General features: G+C 62.8%; 16 protein-coding genes. 11 read left to right on the top strand and 5 right to left on the bottom strand.

Annotated elements, in window-relative coordinates; translation table 11 throughout:
• Positions 1-45: 45 nt before the first annotated feature.
• The 3 genes from D1223_RS13875 to D1223_RS13865 all read left to right on the top strand — a co-directional run bounded on the left by D1223_RS13875 (position 46) and on the right by D1223_RS13865 (position 3,804).
• On the top strand, positions 46-2,358 hold the full coding sequence (locus D1223_RS13875) for a hypothetical protein (protein ID WP_147372837.1): 2,313 nt from the start codon (positions 46-48) through the stop codon (positions 2,356-2,358).
• Between the two features lie 73 nt (positions 2,359-2,431).
• Positions 2,432-2,995, top strand: coding sequence for a carboxymuconolactone decarboxylase family protein (locus D1223_RS13870; RefSeq protein ID WP_119377001.1), 564 nt, complete (start codon positions 2,432-2,434; stop codon positions 2,993-2,995).
• On the top strand, positions 2,992-3,804 hold the full coding sequence (locus D1223_RS13865; protein ID WP_233353169.1) for an SDR family NAD(P)-dependent oxidoreductase: 813 nt from the start codon (positions 2,992-2,994) through the stop codon (positions 3,802-3,804). The genes D1223_RS13870 and D1223_RS13865 overlap by 4 nt, the downstream gene beginning before the upstream one ends.
• Here D1223_RS13865 and D1223_RS13860 read toward each other — a convergent pair.
• A complete protein-coding gene (locus D1223_RS13860) occupies positions 3,801-4,571 on the bottom strand; it encodes a class I SAM-dependent methyltransferase (protein WP_158588491.1) in 771 nt (256 codons plus the stop codon). The genes D1223_RS13865 and D1223_RS13860 overlap by 4 nt on opposite strands.
• Positions 4,572-4,734: 163 nt before the next feature.
• The gene (locus D1223_RS13855) at positions 4,735-6,312 is read right to left on the bottom strand and encodes an ABC-F family ATP-binding cassette domain-containing protein (protein ID WP_119376999.1); all 1,578 of its coding nucleotides are present in this window, start codon (positions 6,310-6,312) and stop codon (positions 4,735-4,737) included.
• A 190-nt stretch (positions 6,313-6,502) separates the two neighbouring features.
• Here D1223_RS13855 and D1223_RS13850 point away from each other — a divergent pair, with 190 nt between their 5' ends.
• The 4 genes from D1223_RS13850 (at position 6,503) to D1223_RS13835 (ending at position 9,542) form a co-directional block, all read left to right on the top strand.
• A complete protein-coding gene (locus D1223_RS13850; RefSeq protein WP_119376998.1) occupies positions 6,503-7,786 on the top strand; it encodes an NADH:flavin oxidoreductase/NADH oxidase family protein in 1,284 nt (427 codons plus the stop codon).
• Positions 7,787-7,898: 112 nt separating this feature from the next.
• Entirely contained in the window at positions 7,899-8,612 is a 714-nt protein-coding gene (locus tag D1223_RS13845) for a helix-turn-helix transcriptional regulator (RefSeq protein WP_119376997.1), read from the top strand.
• A gap of 193 nt (positions 8,613-8,805) precedes the next feature.
• Positions 8,806-9,006 (top strand): hypothetical protein, encoded by a 201-nt coding sequence (locus D1223_RS13840; protein ID WP_119376996.1) that lies wholly within the window; start codon positions 8,806-8,808, stop codon positions 9,004-9,006.
• Positions 8,973-9,542 carry a helix-turn-helix transcriptional regulator gene (locus tag D1223_RS13835; RefSeq protein WP_325051228.1) on the top strand — a complete coding sequence of 190 codons (570 nt, stop codon included), beginning with the start codon at positions 8,973-8,975 and terminating at the stop codon, positions 9,540-9,542. Before D1223_RS13840 ends, D1223_RS13835 begins: the two co-directional genes overlap by 34 nt.
• Before the next feature lie 10 nt (positions 9,543-9,552).
• Here the strand turns inward: D1223_RS13835 and D1223_RS13830 are convergent, their stop codons facing one another.
• Entirely contained in the window at positions 9,553-10,365 is an 813-nt protein-coding gene (locus D1223_RS13830; protein WP_233353168.1) for an SDR family NAD(P)-dependent oxidoreductase, read from the bottom strand.
• A gap of 140 nt (positions 10,366-10,505) precedes the next feature.
• Between D1223_RS13830 and D1223_RS13825 the strand changes: the two genes are divergently transcribed.
• The 4 genes from D1223_RS13825 to D1223_RS13810 all read left to right on the top strand — a co-directional run bounded on the left by D1223_RS13825 (position 10,506) and on the right by D1223_RS13810 (position 13,364).
• Positions 10,506-11,252 (top strand): hypothetical protein, encoded by a 747-nt coding sequence (locus tag D1223_RS13825; RefSeq protein ID WP_119376994.1) that lies wholly within the window; start codon positions 10,506-10,508, stop codon positions 11,250-11,252.
• A 96-nt stretch (positions 11,253-11,348) separates the two neighbouring features.
• Complete coding sequence (locus D1223_RS13820; RefSeq protein ID WP_119376993.1) at positions 11,349-12,368, top strand: NAD(P)H-dependent flavin oxidoreductase; 1,020 nt, start codon at positions 11,349-11,351, stop codon at positions 12,366-12,368.
• A gap of 109 nt (positions 12,369-12,477) precedes the next feature.
• Positions 12,478-12,906: a D-Ala-D-Ala carboxypeptidase family metallohydrolase gene (locus D1223_RS13815; RefSeq protein WP_119376992.1), complete on the top strand. Its 429-nt coding sequence runs from the start codon at positions 12,478-12,480 to the stop codon at positions 12,904-12,906.
• Complete coding sequence (locus tag D1223_RS13810; RefSeq protein WP_119376991.1) at positions 12,894-13,364, top strand: hypothetical protein; 471 nt, start codon at positions 12,894-12,896, stop codon at positions 13,362-13,364. Before D1223_RS13815 ends, D1223_RS13810 begins: the two co-directional genes overlap by 13 nt.
• A 69-nt stretch (positions 13,365-13,433) precedes the next feature.
• Here the strand turns inward: D1223_RS13810 and D1223_RS13805 are convergent, their stop codons facing one another.
• Entirely contained in the window at positions 13,434-15,374 is a 1,941-nt protein-coding gene (locus tag D1223_RS13805; protein WP_119376990.1) for an alpha/beta hydrolase family protein, read from the bottom strand.
• Between the two features lie 168 nt (positions 15,375-15,542).
• The gene (locus tag D1223_RS13800) at positions 15,543-18,731 is read right to left on the bottom strand and encodes a TonB-dependent receptor domain-containing protein (RefSeq protein ID WP_158586674.1); all 3,189 of its coding nucleotides are present in this window, start codon (positions 18,729-18,731) and stop codon (positions 15,543-15,545) included.
• Between the last annotated feature and the right edge of the window lie 411 nt (positions 18,732-19,142).

Here is a 19,142-nt window from a genome sequence, read left to right as displayed (position 1 = left end):
CTGGGTAGGGTGCAAGAGTCGCGGTCAGGACGCGGTGACCACAACATGTTTACGGTCTTGGCGGCCCTTTCGGCGACGGGTGCCGCGATGGTTGCCATGGTCATCTCCGGTAGCGCGGGGATTGTGGCGGCGGAGCGGTTAACACCGGCAGGGCTGGTCCTGGCCGGTCTTCTCCCATCCCTTCTACTGCTGGCCCAATTGTTGAGACTGGAAGCCGTCTGGATCCCATACTCACAAGCTATGACGACGCCGCTTCGGGGGCGAACGCCCCAGCAGGTCAGACGCGTCAAACACGGTTTCATAGAATTCTTCGTATATCTTTCGGCGAGCCTCGCCGGGCTCTGCGTCGTCGCCTATGCCTCGTCGGCCAGTGGCTGGGTCGGTCCCCTGCCGCTCCGGATCGCCGGTGAGGAGACGCGCCTCATCCACCTGATCGGGTTCCTTGCATGCTTCGTGGCGGCCTTCGTGCCACTGCTGATGGGCGTCTACAGGCAGGCCCGGCTCGAAGCGGCCCAGCGCCCCGGCGATGCGAAGGGACAGATGTTGCGTTCCGACGTTGTCAGCGAATTCAGCTTCTGGACGAGCTTTATCCTGATTGCCGGACTTGTGCTGCTTGCCTGGGCGGCGGCGGGCGGGAAGTTCGAGATGAAGGAAGACTTTGGCGTCTTCATCACCTTTGTGGTGCTGATGGTTTTCTTCGCCATCATCCTTTCGCCGCACCTGATGCGAGTCGTCAACAACTGGCGCGAACGGCGAGAGGAAGATGATGCCGCCCTCGGGAATCTCAGGGTCAATGGCGTCGCGGCTCTGACGCCTGGCGTACTGGTCAGCCGGCTTGATTCCATCCTCGTCCGTCTCGTTGCGCCGCTTTCGGGGGCAACCCAGCACGGGGCTGTCTGGTTCACGCCGCACTTGCTCGTGCTGATCGTCATCCTGCCGCTAAGCGCGCTCGGCTTTGTCCTCGCGCCGCCATGGGGGCTGATCCCGATTGGAATGGCCATGCTGATCGCGGTGGCGCTCGGCCGGCGCTGGGCCTGGGTAGAGGAGGACCGGGAAACCGCCTCCCGGCTCCGCACGACGCGCGGCAGCGAGATCCATGTCGGCTTCGATAACGACCTCAAGGACGAGGCGCTGCTGGGCTATGCCTCGCTGTTCATCCTTGTCCCGCTGGCGCTTCACCAGCTTCAGGGCTGGACGGAATCCTTTGCGTTTGACGAGCGCTATTCGACGCACAATGCCTTCTTCGACTGGCTGCGCTTTTTCGGCGCGGAACTGGCCAAGGCCGTGCCCTTCGTCGACTGGTGGGAGATCTACAATGTGGACATCCAGACGCCTTATGATGCCACGACCAGTGAAAATCCGCTCGCCAAGCACCTGACCTTCGCCGCCCGCGCCATGGTCGACCTCGTCATCATGGCGGCTCTCTTCCAGGCAATTGGCTTGTGGCAGCGTTCGAGGGCGGACAGGAAATTCTACAAGGTTGGGCATCTGGACGTGTTTGACCCTTTCACCGAAGCGGCCTTCTTCGAGAACGGAATGCGATACGACCGCAAGGCAGGAGAGCTGGTTCCCAAATCGAGGTTCAGGAAGCTTGTCCAGCAGCATGTCGATGAGCGCAAAAAGCTGAGCTGGGATCAGAATCCTTACAATCCGCGCCGCCTGAGCGAACTGGTCCATTCCGAAAACCCGGATGTAAAGGCGGGTGCCCGCTGGATGGTCGGACATTACGAGGTGCTGGTCGGTACGCCCATCGAACAGCTGCGGCAGCTCGCACAGCTTCTTGCCGATAATGCTGATACGAAACTGCGCCGCTCACTCGATGACCGGTCATTCGCCCGCCGCCAGAAGCTGGAACTTGAGCGGATTCTTCAGGAGCTTCGCGACGACATAGACGGCTTCGGTCAGGCGGATGTGCCCTATGTCGTTGCTGCGCTGGAAGCCATTCGCAGCGTCCCGGAATTCACCTATGCCCAGCTCCAGGCGGTTCAGCTGCTCCGACAGCGCCCTTCGCCACGCGCGACGCACGCGCTCTTCAAGCTGATCATGCAGAAGCGGCATTTCGAAACGGTAGACGGTCGCGAGATGTGGGATCTGTTCAAAGCTGAACTCGGCTCCGATGCATCGATCTTTCTGGACCAGTTCCAGAGCCGAATGGATGTTCTGCATGCCTTGCGTGAGCATGGCAATTTCTATTTTGCCAATGGGGATAGGCACATGTTGCGAGAGGTCATCGAGCTGGTTGACTGGATGGGACAGGACACGGGCGCCAAGTATGGCACGAAGGGCGATAAGTCCAAGGTTGTCCGCGAACTCGCCCGTGAGATCGAAAGCGAGCTTCGCGCCCTTCTTCGCTTCTAACTCCCGTGGCGGGAGCCTTGCCTCGGCCGGGGTGCGGTCCTTTACTGCCCGGCAAAAAGCAGGAGGACACCGCATGCGCTTGGACAAACCCCGGATTGCGCCGCTCAAGGATGAGGAGATGGGCGAGGAGCAGAAGGAGATGCTCGGCCAGCGCTTCCAGCAGGGCCGGGTATTCAACATCTTCCGCACGCTCGCGCGCGCGCCGAAAGCCTATAAGCGCTTCATGGTGTATGGCGGCTACATCCTGTCCGAGCACAATGACCTGCCCCCGCGGGAGCGCGAACTCGTCATCCTGCGCGCGGGGTTCAACTGGAAGTCCGGCTATGAATGGGCCCAGCATGAGCGGATCGGCCTCGATTGCGGCCTGACCCCGGCCGAGATCGCGCGCATCAAGGAGGGCCCGGACGCGGAAGGCTGGAGCAAGGAAGACGCCGCCCTTCTCCAGGCCACCGATGAGCTGACAAGCGATGCCTTCATCACGGATGCGACCTGGGCGCGCCTCGCCTTCCTCCCGCAGAAGCAGAAGATCGACCTCGTCCTGACGGTCGGCCAGTACACCCAGGTCTCGATGCTGCTGAACTCGCTCGGCATCCAGCTCGACGAGGGCCTCACCCTCGACCCGGACCTCAGGAAGTGAGCGGTATCGACGTTTCGGGGCGGCTTGCCGGGAAGGTCGCGGTCGTCACGGGCGCCGGCCAGACGCCCGGCTCGACCATCGGCAATGGCAAGGCCTGCGCCATGCTCTTTGCGCGCGCCGGGGCGAGCGTCATCTGCGTCGACCGGGAGCTTGAGCGTGCCGATGCCACCGTGGCCGCGATCCGCGAAGAGGGCGGCGATGCGCTCGCGCTTGCGGCCAATGTCGCCAAGGCAGACGAGGCGGAAAACATCGCCCGTCTGGCGCTCGAGACGCATGGCCGGATCGACGCGCTGGTCAACAATGTCGGCATTGGCGCGGGTGACGCCCCGGCCAAACACCTTACCGAAGAGGCGTTCGACCGGATCATGGCGGTCAATTTCAAGTCGGCCTGGCTGGTCACCAAGGCCTGCCTGCCCATCATGGAGACGCAGGGCGCGGGCGCCATCGTGAACATCTCCTCGCTCGCCTCCATCGCCGGCCATCACATGATGGCCTATGAGACGTCCAAGGCTGCGATGAACCGGATGACCGAAGCGGTCGCCCTGTCGTCGGCCAGGAAGGGCGTGCGCTGCAATGCGATCCTGCCCGGCCTGATCGACACGCCGATGGCGATCGAGGGCATTTCAGAGCGGCGCGGTATCTCGCCTGAGGCGCTTCGCGAGGAGCGGTCGGCCATGGTGCCCATGGGTCATATGGGCACCGGCTGGGACACCGCCCACGCCGCCCTGTTCCTTGTCAGCGAGGAGGCGAACTTCGTCTCCGGCGTGCTGCTGCGCGTCGATGGCGGGCAGGGTGCACGGCGCGGCTAGGCCGGCTTTCGCGCCTCCCAGGTCACCATATGCGTCCCGGCTTCCGGCGGCTCGCCGCGCTTGTAGTCGCCATGGCACCGCGCATCGGTAAAGCCCGCCCGCTCCAGCGCCATGCGGAACTCTTCGATGCCCCATTGGCGCATCACCATGGGTTCGAGCTCGGCGGCGACCAGCCGGTTTTCGCGCCAGCGTTCATAGCGGACCGACAGGCGGAAGGCCTGTTTCGTCCAGTCGGTCCCGGTACGCACGGCGTGAAGGGTCAGCAGGTCGCCATTCTCCGCCACCCAGCTGCGCCGGTCGTCTTCAACCGGGGCGAGCGTGCTGAGCGGCGTCAGGTCGATGAGCAGCAGGCCGCCCGGCGACAGCGCGGCGTAAAACCGCGCGAGCACGCCGAATGCCGTGTCAGCGTCCTCGATCAGGGTGAAGGAGGCGACCGGCAGGATGATGGCCGAGAAGCGCTGGTCGTAGGTGAAGTCCGACCAGCCCTGCTGGCTCAGCCTGGCGCGCACGCCGGCCTTCGCGCAGCGGGGTTCAGCCTGCGCCAGCATCTCCGCGGAGGTGTCGAAGCCCCACATCTCGTGGCCCGCCTCGGCGAGCGGGACGAGCGTGCGGCCAGATCCGCAGGCCGGCTCCAGGATGGGCCCGTCGAGCCCTTTCAGCGCGTCCCGGTAAAAGGCTGTGTCCGGGAGTTTCCCGAAGGGCTTGTCGATGTCGTAGATTTCGGCGGCGAGGGACCCGTAACGATTGTCGGGTGAGTTGGTATACATGTCTTGATGTCCATGAAAGCGGGCATGGCCCATAGGAGAGATATCCGGCGCAACCGGTCTCCCGGGGCCGGCTTCATGGCCGTGCGGATGATCCGTGGCGCAGAAGGCGTCTTCAGGCTTTCATGTCGGGGCGTTCGTGCACCGGCCGCACGCGGCCCGCAAGTCACGACAGCGTGAGCCGCCGTTCAACGCCGATAGCTTCGAGGAAGCGTTCGTCGTGGCTGATGGCGAGGATGGCGCCGTCATAGGCCTGCAGGGCGGCTTCCAGGAGGTCGACGGCGTCGATGTCGAGATGGTTGGTCGGCTCATCCAGCAGGAGGAGTTCCGGCGGCTCCGGCGAAGCAAAGGCGGCGGCCAGCCCGGCGCGCAGGCGTTCCCCGCCCGACAGCGTGCCCACCGCCTGTAGCGCATCCTCGCCGCGAAAGGCGAAGCGGGCGAGCTGGGCGCGCGCTTCATTGTCGTTGAGGGCCGGGGCGAGCGCCTTCATGTTCTCGATGAGCGAACGGGCCGGGTCAAGGCGGCTGACATGCTGGTCGAGCAGGGCGATGCGGTCTGTATGGCAGGTCACCGTGCCGGAGGTGGGAGACAGCGCGCCGGTGACAAGCCTCAGCAGCGTCGACTTGCCGGACCCGTTCGGCCCCACAATCGCGACCCGCTCCGGCCCGCGCATCTCGAAGGATAGGGGGCCGAACAGGTGGCGGTCCCCGAAGCTCATGGAGACACCCGAGACGGTCAGCAGCTGGCGGCTGGCGGGCAGGGAGCAGGCGGGCAGGTCGATATGCAGCGGGGTGATAATGTCCAGCCGCGCCTCGGCCTCCGACAGGGCGGATTCGGCCTCGCCGAGCTGTCGGCTGGCAAGCTGCTGGCCGCGCGCGCCCGTGGCTTCGGCGCGTTCGGCGCGGGCATCGAGCAGCAATTTCGGCTGATCGCCGCGTGCCCGTGTCGCCCGGCCGCGCGCATCGGAGCGGTCCTTGCGCTCGCGCGCCTGCTGGACCTTGCGCTCTGTCGACTTCAGCTTGTTGGCGGCGGTTTCGGCTTCCTGCGCGGCGCGGGCGCGGGCGGCGTCGCGCGCTTCGGCAAAATTGCGCCAGCCGCCGCCAAAGACGGTGCAGCCGACCGGGGTCAGCTCGACAATCCGGTCGACGCATTCGAGCAGGGCGCGGTCATGGCTCGCGACGATGAGGCCGCCGCTCCAGCGTTGCATCAGCGTCATCACGGCCGCGCGGCCGTCAGCGTCGAGATTGTTGGTCGGCTCGTCCAGCAGGATGAGATCCGGCTCAGCGAGTAGAAGGCGGGCAAGGCCGACCCGCGTGCGTTCTCCGCCCGACAGGGTGGCCAGGTGCCGGTCGAGCGCCATGGCGTCGAGTCCGGTTTCGGCCAGGGCCTTGCCGAGGCGCGCTTCCAGCGTCCAGTCAGCGGTCTCGAAATCGTCCTCTGTGCCATCACCGGCGGTGATCCGGGCGAGGCATGCGAGCGCATCGGCCACGCCGAGCGCTTCAGCGACAGTGAGTGTCTCGTCAAAGCGCTGTTCCAGCCGGGCGAAGCGGCCATGCGTATGGATGGCCCCGCGCGCGGGCTGCACGTCGCCGGCAATCGCCGCAATCAGCGTGGACTTGCCACAGCCATTGCGCCCGACAAGGCCGATCCGCTCGGCGCCGGCTGAGAGGGTGAGATTTTCGAAAAGCGGTGTGCCGTCAGGCTTGGCAAGCGACAGCTGGTCGAGGGTGAGAAAGGCAGACATGGAAAGAGGCCCGGGCAGCTTGGAAGGTCGTCGCGAAATGTGTGCGGGCGAAATCCATTGCCTCTGTCCTTTTCCCGGTCTGGCTTGAGGGGCTTCATTAGGGGGCCGATCGCGAAAATGCAACTCTGGACGGTTCGGGCGCGCCGGGCCATGGTTCCGGCACGGACAAATCAGGGAGGGCCACCTGTCCATGACCAGCATTCTTGAGCAACCGCTTGACCTGCCTTGCGGGGCGCAGCTTCCCAACCGCCTGTGCAAGGCGGCGATGACCGAACAGATCGCCGTCGGCAATCGCGCGGGCGAGGGTCATGCCCGGCTTTACAGGGCGTGGAGCGAGAGCGGCTGCGGCATGCTTTTGACGGGGAATGTGCTGATCGATCGCCGCCACCTGGAATCGCCCGGCAATGTCGCGGTCGATGGCCGGCCCGATGCCGATCACATGGCGGCCCTGAAGGCCTGGGCGGCGGCGGGACAGGAACGCGGCGGGAAGATGTGGATGCAGATCAGCCATGCCGGGCGCCAGACGCCGAAGCTGGTCAATCCGGCCCCGCATGCCCCGTCCGCCATCCCGCTGGACCTGCCCGGCGGCCAGTTCGGCACGCCTGTCGCAATGGACGGCCATGACATCCGCAAGGTGATCGAAGGTTTTGCGCTTTGCGCCAGCGTGGCGCGCGAGGCCGGGTTCGACGGTGTGCAGATCCACGGCGCGCATGGCTACCTGATCAGCCAGTTCCTCAATCCGCGCGCCAATCAGCGCGAGGATGAATGGGGCGGCTACCTCGAGAATCGCGCGCGCCTGCTGCTCGAGACGGTCGAGGCGGTGCGAACGGCTGTCGGGGCGGACTTCCCGGTTGGCGTGAAGCTCAATTCGGCCGACTTCCAGACCGGCGGCTTCAGCTTCGAGGAATGCCGCCAGGTGGTGCGCTGGCTGTCGGAAAAGAAGATCGATCTCCTTGAGGTCTCCGGCGGCAATTACGAACAGCCCAAGCTGCTCGGCATCGAGGGGTTTGAGGCCGCCGAGTACCAGCCCGTTCGCGAGAGCACCAAGGCGCGCGAAGCCTTCTTTGTCGATTATGCCGGTGAGGTGCGCGAGGAAGCCTCCATGCCGGTCATGGCGACCGGCGGATTCCGCTCGAAAATCGCGATGGAAGAAGCGGTATCGGCCGGCCTGGCAGACATGATCGGGATTGGTGCCCCGCTGTGCACCGATCCGCGCGGACCGGCCAAGATGCTGGCCGGTGAGATCGACCGGCTGGAAAACCACGCGAAGACAATGCGGCTTGGGCCGGGCTTCCTCGGGCCGGACAGCGGCATCGGCCTGTTCAAGATGATCAATGCCCTCGGCCAGCAGGCCTGGAACTACATGGCGATCGAGGCGCTGTCCGAAGGCCGAGATGTTCCGAGGAAACTCGGCCTGCTCAGCGCTTACAACAAACACCAGAAGCGCCAGAAGTCACAGGCGAGGGCCTTGTAGGGCGCGGCGCAGGCCTGGCTGCTTTTAGGGCCAGTTGAACTGACCTTCCCGCATTGAAGCGGCGCCGAACAGATTTACCTAGCGGCATCGGCAAAAGTTGCGGGAAGTGCACATGGAACTCCTGGCGTATCTTGAAGCGGTTTCCGACTGTCAGACGAAGGAAGCTCTGGACGAGGTCCTGATCGACACATGCAATCGCATCGGCGTCGCGGCGCTGTCGGGATACAACTTTCCGGTCAGCGCCTATGATGATGATCAGCGCCTGCCCATCATTTCGACCTGGCCGGACTCTGTGCGGGCTGTCTATCGCGACATCATGGTCGGGGACGATCCGATCATGAATGCAGCCATGGCGCTTGGCATACCGGTTCACTTCCGGTCACTGACGGCGAAAATGGACCTGAACGAGAAGGGGCAGACCTTTGTCGCTGCAATGTTCGAGGCCGGACTTGTCGACGGTGTCATCACGCCGGTCATCTCAAGGCCAGGCAGCGTTGCCTGCTTTGCCGCCGCCTTCGATGAACAACGCGACGATATCCGCCCGTCCGAGCTGAGGCGTATCAAATTCCTCTTTTCGGAATACTATTTCCGCTATCGCGAGCTCACCGATGTGCGCGTCAGCGAGCTCTCTGTGCGTGAACGCCAGGTGATGGTCGCCATCGTGAACGCCAAGTCCAACCCGCAGATTGCGCGCGAGCTTGGCGTGTCGGAGCACACGGTTGGCACCTATGTGCGGCGCTGTTTCGAAAAGCTCGACGTGAATAACCGCACACAGGCGATTGTGCGATTTCTTGGCGGTGGCGCGGGCAGCCTGCCCAGTTCATAGCGCCGCCTGGGTCAGTCCTCGACGTCCCAAAAAAGCCTGGCCGGTTCAGCGCAATTGGTAATCGCCAGAAGCACCAGAAATCAAAGACAAAAAAATCCTTCGAGGCACGGCGGGCGGTGCGGTCGCGGGAAAAAAGCTGGCCTTTGACTATTGAGTTAATTCGGAATGGCCTACTTTACTTGCGGTAGAAGACATGAAAGCTGGGTTCGTGTTGGACCTTTCGAGCTACCTGAATGAGATCTATCGCTGCACGTCCCGGGATGACCTGGACGAGGTGCTGATCGAGACGTTTGAATCGATCGGGGCCACCGCCCTGTCAGGTTACACCTTCCCCTTCGGGGGGCGGCATCCACCGGACAGCTGCCTATCCTTTCGACCTGGCCAGAGAGTGTAAGATCCGCCTATCGCCAGCAGATGGCCGGCGACGATCCGATCATGTATGCGGCCATGACACTCGGCATGCCGGTCCATTTCCTGACGCTGGAATCCTCGCTCGACTTCAATGACCGCGGCACATCGGTCCTGGACGTGATGCGCGCAGCGGGCTTCCACGACGGGGTGACCACGCCTGTCTATTCCAAGCCCGGCGACTTTGCCTATTTCGTTGCCGCCTTCGAGGAGGAGCGCCCGGACCTGACCCCGGCGGACCTGCGCCGGATCAAGTTTCTCTTCTCGGAGTATTTCTACCGCCTGCGGGAGCTCGAGACGGTGCGCATGGATACGCTGTCGCGGCGCGAGCTGCAGGTCCTGGTCGCCATGGTGCACGACAAGTCGAACACCGAGATTGCGCGCCTGCTCGGCGTGTCCGAGCATACGGTCGGCACTTATGTGCGCCGCTGTTTCGAGAAGCTGAACGTGCACAGCCGCACGCAGGCGGTGCTGCGCTTTGTCGGCGCCGGGACGATGAAGATTCCGCCGCTGGAGCCCTAGCGGGGCCCGTCTAGATCAGCCCCCGGTCCTTCAGCCGTCCGACCAGCACCTTCACGTCATATTCCTCGTCGCCTTCATAGCGCGGGGCGTATTTGGCATAGGCCGCCCTCAGCGCGTCCATGCGCTCGTCGATCCGCACGACATTGTAGGCGTGGCTGACAACGAAGCGCTCACCGGCCTTGATCTGCGGATAGATGATCGCGGCGAAATCGTCGGCCGGCATGACATGTTCGTTGAATTGCGGGTTCAGCTCCGAGGCGACCCAGCCGGGAATGATCAGGCCAACGGTGATATAATTTGGCACCTGCTGCCGGAACATCTCGGTGAGGCCGAGCACAGCGTGCTTGGAGGCGATATAGGCCGCGCCAGTGGAGGCGCAGAAGAAGGAGTTCTCCGAGCCGGTATTGTAGATCATGGCCGGCGAGCCCTGTTCCTTCATCCGGTTGCCGAAGACCCGGCAGCCACGCCAGACGCCCCAGAAGTTCACATCCATGATGCGGTGGGCATCTTCCATCGGGGTGTCCGGCAGGCGCTTCTCGCGCAGCCCGATCCCGGCATTGTTGATCAGCACGTCGCAGCGGCCATGCTGGCCCCAGGTGAAATGGGCGAGCTTTTCGACGCTTTCGAGGTCGGTGACGTCGCACACCGTCCAGCGCGCATCGACGCCAAGCTCGCCCAGCATCTCGCAGGCTTCCTCCATCCGGTGCTCGCGCGGCTCGGCGATCACGATTTTCGCGCCGTCTGCGCCGAATGTCTTGGCGAGCGCATAGCCGATCCCCGTCGCCCCGCCGGTAATCACGACAACCTTGTCTTTCATGTTCATGTCTGCCTCCCATCTCTTGTTGACGGCGATAGTGGCACGGCGCGGCCCCGGCGCACAGGCTCAGGCGAGCGAATTAGGCCTCGCCTTGCGCGGGCGGATTGGCCAGTATGCTGGCTGGCGATACGAGGGGTGAGGGGCCGATGCGTCTTCGGAGACTGAGTGAGCATATCGGGCAGCAGAACTGGCTGGCGGTCGGGCTCGACTTCCTGATCGTGGTGGCCGGTGTGTTCATCGGTCTCCAGCTCGGCAACTGGAACACCGCGCGCGCCGACCGGGCGGCCTATCAGGATGCGCTGGAGCGCTACCGCGCGGAGGTTGTGACCAACCTTGCGACCCTCGACGAGGCCGACGAACAGGCCATTGTGACTCTCGAATTCGTTTCGAATGCCTTCGACAGCCTGCTGTCGTGTGACGACTCACCCGAAGCGCTGGAGGCCGTCAACAGGGGGATCAATGTGATCATGGGAACGAGTGGCCTGTCTCTGCGCAGCTCGGCGCTGGAGGAGCTGACCTCCTCGCCCCGGTTGCTGGCCCGGCAAGGCGAAGACGCCCGAAAGCGGTTCAGCGACACGGCCTATTACAAGTCGGTCTTCCTGCGCGAGGCTGAATTTATCGAGGTGCTGCCGCTGGATGAGCGGGCGCAGAACAATCCGATCATAGCGGTCGGCCCGCGTGCCCGGCGTGAAGTGAGCTATGCCGGACGGGATTATTCGCGCCCGGACAGGTTGCTGCGCCTGGGCGTGCCCGTCAGCGAGGCGTGCCGCAATGACCGGCTGATCAAGTCCTTCTACACCTGGGAGCGCTGGCAGTCGGCCTTGCCGGCGGTGAGCCGCATCCTGCGCGAGCAGCTGGAGAGCGATCTTGCCTGGCTCGAAGGGCAGGCGTGATCCTCAGCTTTCACCCCACGTCATACCTTGCCGCGGACGCGGCGCCTGCTACCTAATCCGGCAGAAAAGATAACCGCTGAAGGTAGAGGTTTGCCCATGTCCGTCCCGCCCGTGCTCCAGAATCTTCGTATCCCGGTTATCGGGTCTCCGCTTTTCATCATTTCCAATCCGGACCTGGTGATTGCCCAGTGCAAGGCCGGCGTTGTCGGCTCATTCCCGTCGCTGAATGCGCGTCCGATCAGCCAGCTCGATGAGTGGCTCGACCGGATCACCTCAGAGCTCGACGCCCATAACAAGGCCAATCCGGACCGGCCGGCCGCGCCCTTCGCGGTCAACCAGATCGTCCACAAGACGAACAACCGTCTGGAAGAAGACCTCGAGCTTTGCGTGAAATACAAGGTGCCGCTGGTGATCACCTCGCTCGGCGCGCGCACCGAGGTCAATGAAGCCATCCATTCCTATGGCGGCATCGTGATGCATGACGTCATCGACACATGGTTTGCCAACAAGGCGCTGGAGAAAGGCGCCGACGGCCTCATCGCGGTCTGCGCCGGGGCAGGCGGGCATGCCGGGCGGCTCTCGCCCTTCGCGCTGATCCAGGAAATCCGCAAGTTCTTCGACGGTCCGCTCGCCCTGTCGGGGTCGATCGCGCATGGCGGAGCAGTCGCCGCGGCGCAGGCCATGGGCGCCGACTTTGCCTATATCGGCTCAGCCTTCATCGCCTGCGACGAAGCCAATGCCGTGGACGGCTACAAGGATGCCATCGTCGAGTATGGCGCCGAGGATATCGTCTATTCGAACCTCTTTACCGGCGTGCATGGCAACTATCTCAAGCCGTCGATCGAGGCGGCCGGGCTGGATCCGAACAATTTGCCTGAAAGCGATCCGAGCAAGATGAATTTCGGCTCCGGCGGCAATCAGAAGTCCAAGGCGTGGAAAGATATCTGGGGCTGCGGGCAGGGCATTGGCGCGGTCGACAAACGCATGTCGACAGCCGAGTTCGTCGACCGGCTGGCGCGCGAATATGAAGAAGCGATCGCAGCCCTCAACCAGCACAAGGCCTTCCGGCCGGAAGCCGCCGTGGCGAAACAGGCCGCGACCAGCGGCATCCTCTAGGAAGCTGTTCGCAATACCCGGAATTCAAACACTTAATTCGGGCATCCTCCCAATTCGTCCGACAACGGACGGGCGCCGCTAGTCTATCCTCCGTCAAAGGAGGACAGGCGTGCTGTTCCATTGCGTGAGAGAGGCAGGCAGGGCGCTTGCCCCGGCTTGGCGCTGGCCGCATTTTTCGATTGCGGAACTGGCCTGCCGGTGTGGCGGGCGGTTCTGCGGTGGCGAATACTGGCATGATCCGGCGTTTCTCGATGAGCTCGAGCAGGTGCGGGCCGATATGGGCGCGCCGCTCGTCATCACATCGGGGCATCGATGCGCCGCGTGGAATGCATCGGTCGGCGGGGCGCCGCTGTCGATGCACAAGCAACTGGCCGCCGATATCCGCCTGGCCGGGCATCACCGGTTCGCGCTGTTGGCAGCGGCCGAGCGGGCGGGTTTTACCGGCTTTGGTCTCGCGCGCAGCTTCCTCCACATCGACAGGCGGGCGCGGCCAGCGCGCTGGTTCTATCCGGGAAGCGAAACAGAATGGACGATATAGCAGGACTGGCGGCGAGCGCGGCGGGCGGCGGATTGTTCGGCCTCATCGGGACGGCGCTCGGCCGGGTGGCCGGCTTCTTCGAGGCTCGCCAGGCCCAGGCCCATGAGCGGGCCCGCTGGGCGCATGAGACCGAGTTGCTGGAACGCCAGCAGGCGGCGCGCGCCGCCGAGACCGAGGCTGAGCTTGCCCTGGCCGAGACGGCGGGGCGCTGGGAAGGCTTGCGTGCGTCGGTCGAGGCGGACGCGGCGATCGCGGCGAGCTATCGCTGGGTCGATGCGGTGCGTGGGTTGACCCGGCCACTCCTGACCCTGCTGCTCTGGCTGATCGCGGGTGGCATCTGGCTCGGCGCCGATGACGGGGCGCGCGCTTCGATCACAGAGACCGCGACCTTCGCGGCCACCGCCGCCACGCTCTGGTGGTTCGGCGACCGCAGCCCGAGACAGGGCCGAGCGCCTTAAGGTCCAGGCAAGAAAAAAGGCGGACCCGAAGGCCCGCCTTTCCTGATTGGGATTGTCCCGTGAAAGGGGTCAGAAGCCGCACTTCGTATCGAAGAATTCGAACAGCTCCGGCAGCCATTGCATGTTCTGTTCATACCAGAACGGGCTGTGGGTCATGTCCTCGATCTCGACGTACTTGACGTCGGCGCCCATGTCTTCGAGGCGCGATACCCAGCGGCGGCTATGCTCGACAGGCACCGTCGTGTCGTAGTCGCCGTGGATCAGCAACATCGGAACGGTGACCTTATCTGTATGCTCGATGGGATTGACGCCCGAAATGGTCGGCTTCTGGAACTCGCGCAAGAAACGGCTGCCAGCCAGGCCGCCGCGAATGCGGCTGATGTCGGAGACACCGGCGCCTGCAGCGATACAGTTGAACATGTCATTGTCGCGGGTGGCTGCGGCAAACGCGCTGTAGCCACCATAGCTCCAGCCGAAGAAGCCAAGCTTGTCCGGATCGGCGACGCCCATCTCGACCAGCTTGCTGATGCCGTCCTCGACATCATCCTGCATGCTGAGGCCCCACTGATTGTCCCCGGCGATCCAGTGCTTCTTACCAAGTCCACGCGACCCGCGATAATTCGGCTGGAAGACCGCATAGCCCTTGTTGGCGAGCATTTGCGCCCATTCGTCATAGCCTTTCTCATCGCGGACCCAGGGGCCGCCATGCGGCATGGCGATCGTGGGGAACGGGCCTTCCATATCGCGCGGAATGGTGACGTAGCCGGAAATTTCCATCCCGTCGCGCGCCGTGTAGGTCACGAGTTCCTGAGGGGAGAGCGCCTCTTCAGGGATTTCGGGGTTGCGGGTGATGACCGGCGCAACCTTGTTGTCCTTGATGAGATACCAGCTTCCCGGATCTTGCGGGCTGGTCACATAGATGAGCGTGGTGGAGTTATCGTCCGAAACGCGGCGGATCGATACATCCTTGCCCGGAAAGGCTGCTTCGATACTGGCGTGAAGGCTGCCGAAGTACTCATCGATGTAATACGGCTTTGTGCCTTCGAGATCGGAATACCAATACCCGACAATCTTCGCGCCGTCGGACAGGCGGGGTGAGCGGATCACGCCCACAGCGTCATACCGTTCCGTGCCGAACAGCATTTCCCGCTCGCCGGTGCGGATGTCGACATCGTAAATGGCTGTTGCATCCCGGCCGGGTTCGTTCGCCACCACGGTGGCGAGTTCGGGGCGGCCTGGATTGAAGAAGCCGACGAGGCTGAATACGTCGCGGCTGTCGGCATTCAGGGCACCGATTTCCTTCCAGTCATCGTCTGGAGAGATGCGCGCATAGGTCACGATACGGTTGCGGGCCGCATCATATTCCTCGGCGCCGCGGGGCTGGCCCGCCCGGTCGAAGGTGAAGCTCGAAAAGCGCTCGCCACTGCGCAGCACGCGGTCGCGATTGCCGTTCCGGACATCGGTAATGTAGTAGTTCGGGCTCTCGCCGGGGTCTTCGGTGTGCGAAACGAGAACCTTGTTCTTCTCATCCGGGAGAGATGCGACGACCTCACCAATGCCGAGGCTGCCCATGAATTCCTGCATCGGGTCGCGCGGGTTCGGCCGGTTTGTGGTGCGCACCAGCGATTGCCATTTCTTGGTCTTCACATTGTAGGAAGCGGTGCGTGGCAGGTAGACGGGGCGCCCGCCATCCTCGGTCTCGAGGATCAGCTCGACGACAATGTGGGTATCGTTTGCCCAGAACACGCTTTGCGGGATCAGGCCCTCGGTCTGGATCGCCTGGATCGAGCCCTGAATATCGTCCGTGTCGAAGATGATCAGTTCGGGATCGGCTGCGCGATCGCGGCGCATCAGCATCGCAATGCGCTCTGCGTCCGGCGCCATGTCCAGCGACTGGACCTGGTTGGTGTCGGCCCAGACTTCGACCGGCACCGGTTCTGGCTGAGCGATGGCCGGCGCGGACAGCAGGCAAAGTGCCCCAGCAATCGTTCCAATGACCCGTTGAAACACGTGAAATCTCCTTGATTACATACGGATAAGTCGACCATTCCGTGAGGTAGAAAGCAAGGCTTTACTCGTCTTCGTGCTGCGCAAAAAAAGCCCGCGACAACTCGTGTCGCGGGCTCATTCGGTTTGTTGGTCGCGGGCTCGCTACCCGGCCCGCAACTGATGCACCGCTTAGAACGTCTTGGTAACGTTCAGGAACAGCGTGCGGCCACCAAGATCGTAGCCAATACCGCCCAGCGTACCGAGGTCGTTGTTGTTGGTCAGCGGCGGAGCTTCGTCGAAGACGTTGCTGATACCACCGCGAACAATCAGGGTGTCACCCTGCCAGGCAACCGACATGTCGTGCACCCAGTATTCCTCTGCATTGTCGTAGGAAATACAGGCGGCGCCGTTCGGTGCTTGCGGAGAGCCTGCCGGGAACTGGTCACCAGCCTGGACGCAGGGATTGAAGCCGGACGTGACCTGGTCAAACGGGTCATCATTGTCTTCAATCATTTCACCAATGTAACGCGACTGGAACAGGAGACGGTAGTCGTTCCAGTTGAGGATGTTGGTGAAGTTCAGGCGCCATTCCGGATTGCCGTATTCGCCGAGATCGTCATCGACGAAAATGCCGTCCACCAGGAACTGTTCTTCGGTCTGGGTCAGCGACTGCGTCGCCCGGGCGATGAGGTCGTAACCAACCGGACCTTCCAGGCCAGGAACATTGAATTCGTAATTGAATTCAATGTTGTAGTCGATGCCTTCGACAGTCTGGTCACCCAGGTTCTGGTTGAGGGCGTTCACGAAGGTGATTTCACCAGACGTATCGTCACCCGCAACACGCGGTGCACGCGTAACAAACGCACATTGCGGATCGCTGAGGTTCGGCGAGTTGTAGCAACGGTTCACGATGGTGTTTGCCGTCAGCTGGTCAACTTCGTCTTCAACCGTGATGTCGAAGTAGGTGACAGATGCACGAAGGTCGAAGGCGTCCGTGAACGGTTGCTCGAACACGATACCAGCCGAAAGGGCCTTGGACGTTTCCGCCGCCAGGTTCGGGTTGGAACCCGAAGCGACTTGGGTCGGTGCGCCGAAGAAGACCGGGTTCGTTGAACCAAGTCCGCCGATACCGAGCTGGGTCGGATCGGTCGGTTCGAGGCCGAAAGGACCGCCGCCATTTTGACAGTTTGAAATGACCTCCGGATCACGAGGATCAAGGTTAGGCTGGTATTCACGCGTATCCGGCGTGTTCGGGTCGTTGTCATAGTCACCGAACGGAACCGCGACGCCCGGAACCCGGCATGGATCGCTCGGGTCGCCAAAGCCGACAACGCGTCCACCAAACTGCTCACCGAGGTTCGGTGCGCGGAAGGATGTACCGTAGGTCGAGCGGACGCTGACCCAGTCGGTCGGCGCATAGACGCCCTGGATGCGATAGGTCCACTGGGACCCGAAGTTATCTTCCTCGGTCCAGCGGGCCGCACCGTTCAGGGTGAGCTCGTGAACAAGCGGCATATCCGCAAGCAGGGGCGCTTCAAGCTCGATGAAGGCTTCCTGCAGGTTACGCTGACCATTCGAACCCGGGTCGGCGAAGAAGCCGAAGAAGTCACCGGCAGTTGCACCGGCGTCCGTCCTCGTCTCGATCGCGTCATCGCGAAGTTCGACACCGATCACCATGCCGAGCGGACCGGCCGGCAGTTCGAACAGATCACCCGACAGGTAAGCGTTGAACACGGTCTGTTCGACGGTCGTGTCAGTGATGCGGTTCGGGAACAGATACTCGTTATCAGCCGGATCAGAGAAGCGGCCCGTATTGATGAACGTGCTGTCGTAGAAGTCCAGCGGACGGCAGCTTACGGTCTGCGTTTCACCGGTAACACCGCGCGGATCACAGACAAACTCGCCCAGAGCTGAGTCGAAGCGAGTATTCGAGAGGGTCTGTTCCAGACGCGGATAGAACGGGATACCGCTAACCACGTCATTGCCGGACGAACGGCTGTAGCTGAGGTAAGCGTCATAGCCCCAGTTGTCGAGCGGGCCGGCGTTCATGAAGGGCAGTTCGCCTTTCATGCCACCAATCAGGCGCGACTGGGCCACGTTCGTCTCGTTCACGAACCGGCTGTTGTAGTAAAGCGTACCCGTTGCTCCAAGCTCATTGAGAGCATAATCGGCCGGAATGCGGACACGGCCCTGGCCAGACGTGTTGGTGTAGGTATCACGATAGGCGTGCGAGCCTTCGAAATAGACCGTCAGGTCGCCATACAGGTCGGTTTCGTACTCACCGGTCGTGTAGAAGGTGGTCCGCGAGAAGTCCGGCGTAAGCGTCGCGTTCAGCTCCTCAGGGAAGAGCAGCAGGCGAGAGCCGTTAACCGATCCAGGCGTCAGCAGGTCTGCGGTAACCGGGATCGGGCGGAAGTTTGGCGGAAGCGGAGCGCCGTAATCAAAGCCCTCATCGTAATAGAGGAAGCCGAATGGCGTGCCGCTGACGGCGCCAGCACCGAATGAACCGGTGCACGATTCATACAGATCGCCGCTTTGGCCTTGAGCATAGAAGCGTTGGCATGGCAGCGTGTAGGGATAGTAGAAGCTGCCGAAATCACCACGACTGAAGCCGTCGGTCCGGCTATGTTCAGCGGCGAAGGCCATGTAGCCGCGATCGTTCGAAATGCCGAGCGACGCGGTATAGACTTGTTGCTTGCCGCCATTGCCGCGCATTTCTGGGTCAGTGTAGAAAGCATCGAGCTGAAGACCATCAAAGTCCGTCCGCAGGATGTAGTTCACAACACCGGCAACAGCGTCCGAACCGTAAACCGACGAAGCGCCGTCCAGCAGGACGTCCACGCGCTCGATCAGGGAGCCCGGGATCAGGTTGAGGTCAGGCGCGCTGGGTGCGCCGCGCACACCGGCCGGAGCAAGGCGGCGGCCGTTGATGAGGACCAGTGTCCGGCCTGCATCAAGACCGCGCAGCGATGCGGTCGCGGAACCCGGGCCGTTGTCTGACAGAAGACCGGCGGAGGTGGACAGGCCGGTCGTGGTTTGCTGACCCTGGACAACCGTCGTCTGACCGAGCAGGTCGGATGCGTCGACGAGACCAAGGTCCCGAGCCGTATCGCCATCGATCACCTGAAGGGGCGAAACACTTGAGTATTCGTCGCGCGCGAGACGCGAACCGGTGACAACGACGCGCTCCTGACGGGCCTCGTCTTCATCGGCTACTTCTTCGATAACAATAGGGGCTTCTTCTTCTTCGTCAGACGCTTCTGCCGCCGGAGTCGAACTCGTCTCCTGCGCGATGGCAGCGCCTGCCCAGATGCCGCCTGCGACGCCAGCAAAAAGCGTGGTCGCGAGAAGCTTCTTCTTCCAGATATCTTGGGTCAAAATGACCTCCTCCATAAGTGCTCACCCGGAGGAGGACCTCCGGGGAGCATACCCTGACAGTTGTAGAGACTGATCGACGCCCGAGCAGCCCTGCCAACTACGCTAGGCAACCGGCTTTAAAGGCGTCAATGACTAAGTGAAGGATTTGTCATTTCCATCTGCAATCGTGACGAAACTGTGTCGAAAGAGACACATTTTGCGACAGCTGGGCAGTGAGCGGGACAAGTCTCCCCTCCAAACACCCGGTTCGGGGCGAATTTTCCTTCTGTGTCAAGGCGAGCGCTCAATGGGGTCAATCTCTGGCGCCGGCTTGCCGGAATGACCGCAACGCGTAGAGGCTGCCTTGAGCCCCGCAAGCCTGACCGGGAAAGGCATCGCTGCCCGGTGCAGGGTGTGGCAGGTAAGGGGAAG

This window comes from Henriciella mobilis (assembly GCF_003576285.1).
Taxonomy (GTDB): domain Bacteria; phylum Pseudomonadota; class Alphaproteobacteria; order Caulobacterales; family Hyphomonadaceae; genus Henriciella; species Henriciella mobilis.
The sequence above is the reverse complement of the archived record's forward strand: the minus strand, read 5'-3'. Positions and strand labels throughout refer to the sequence as shown.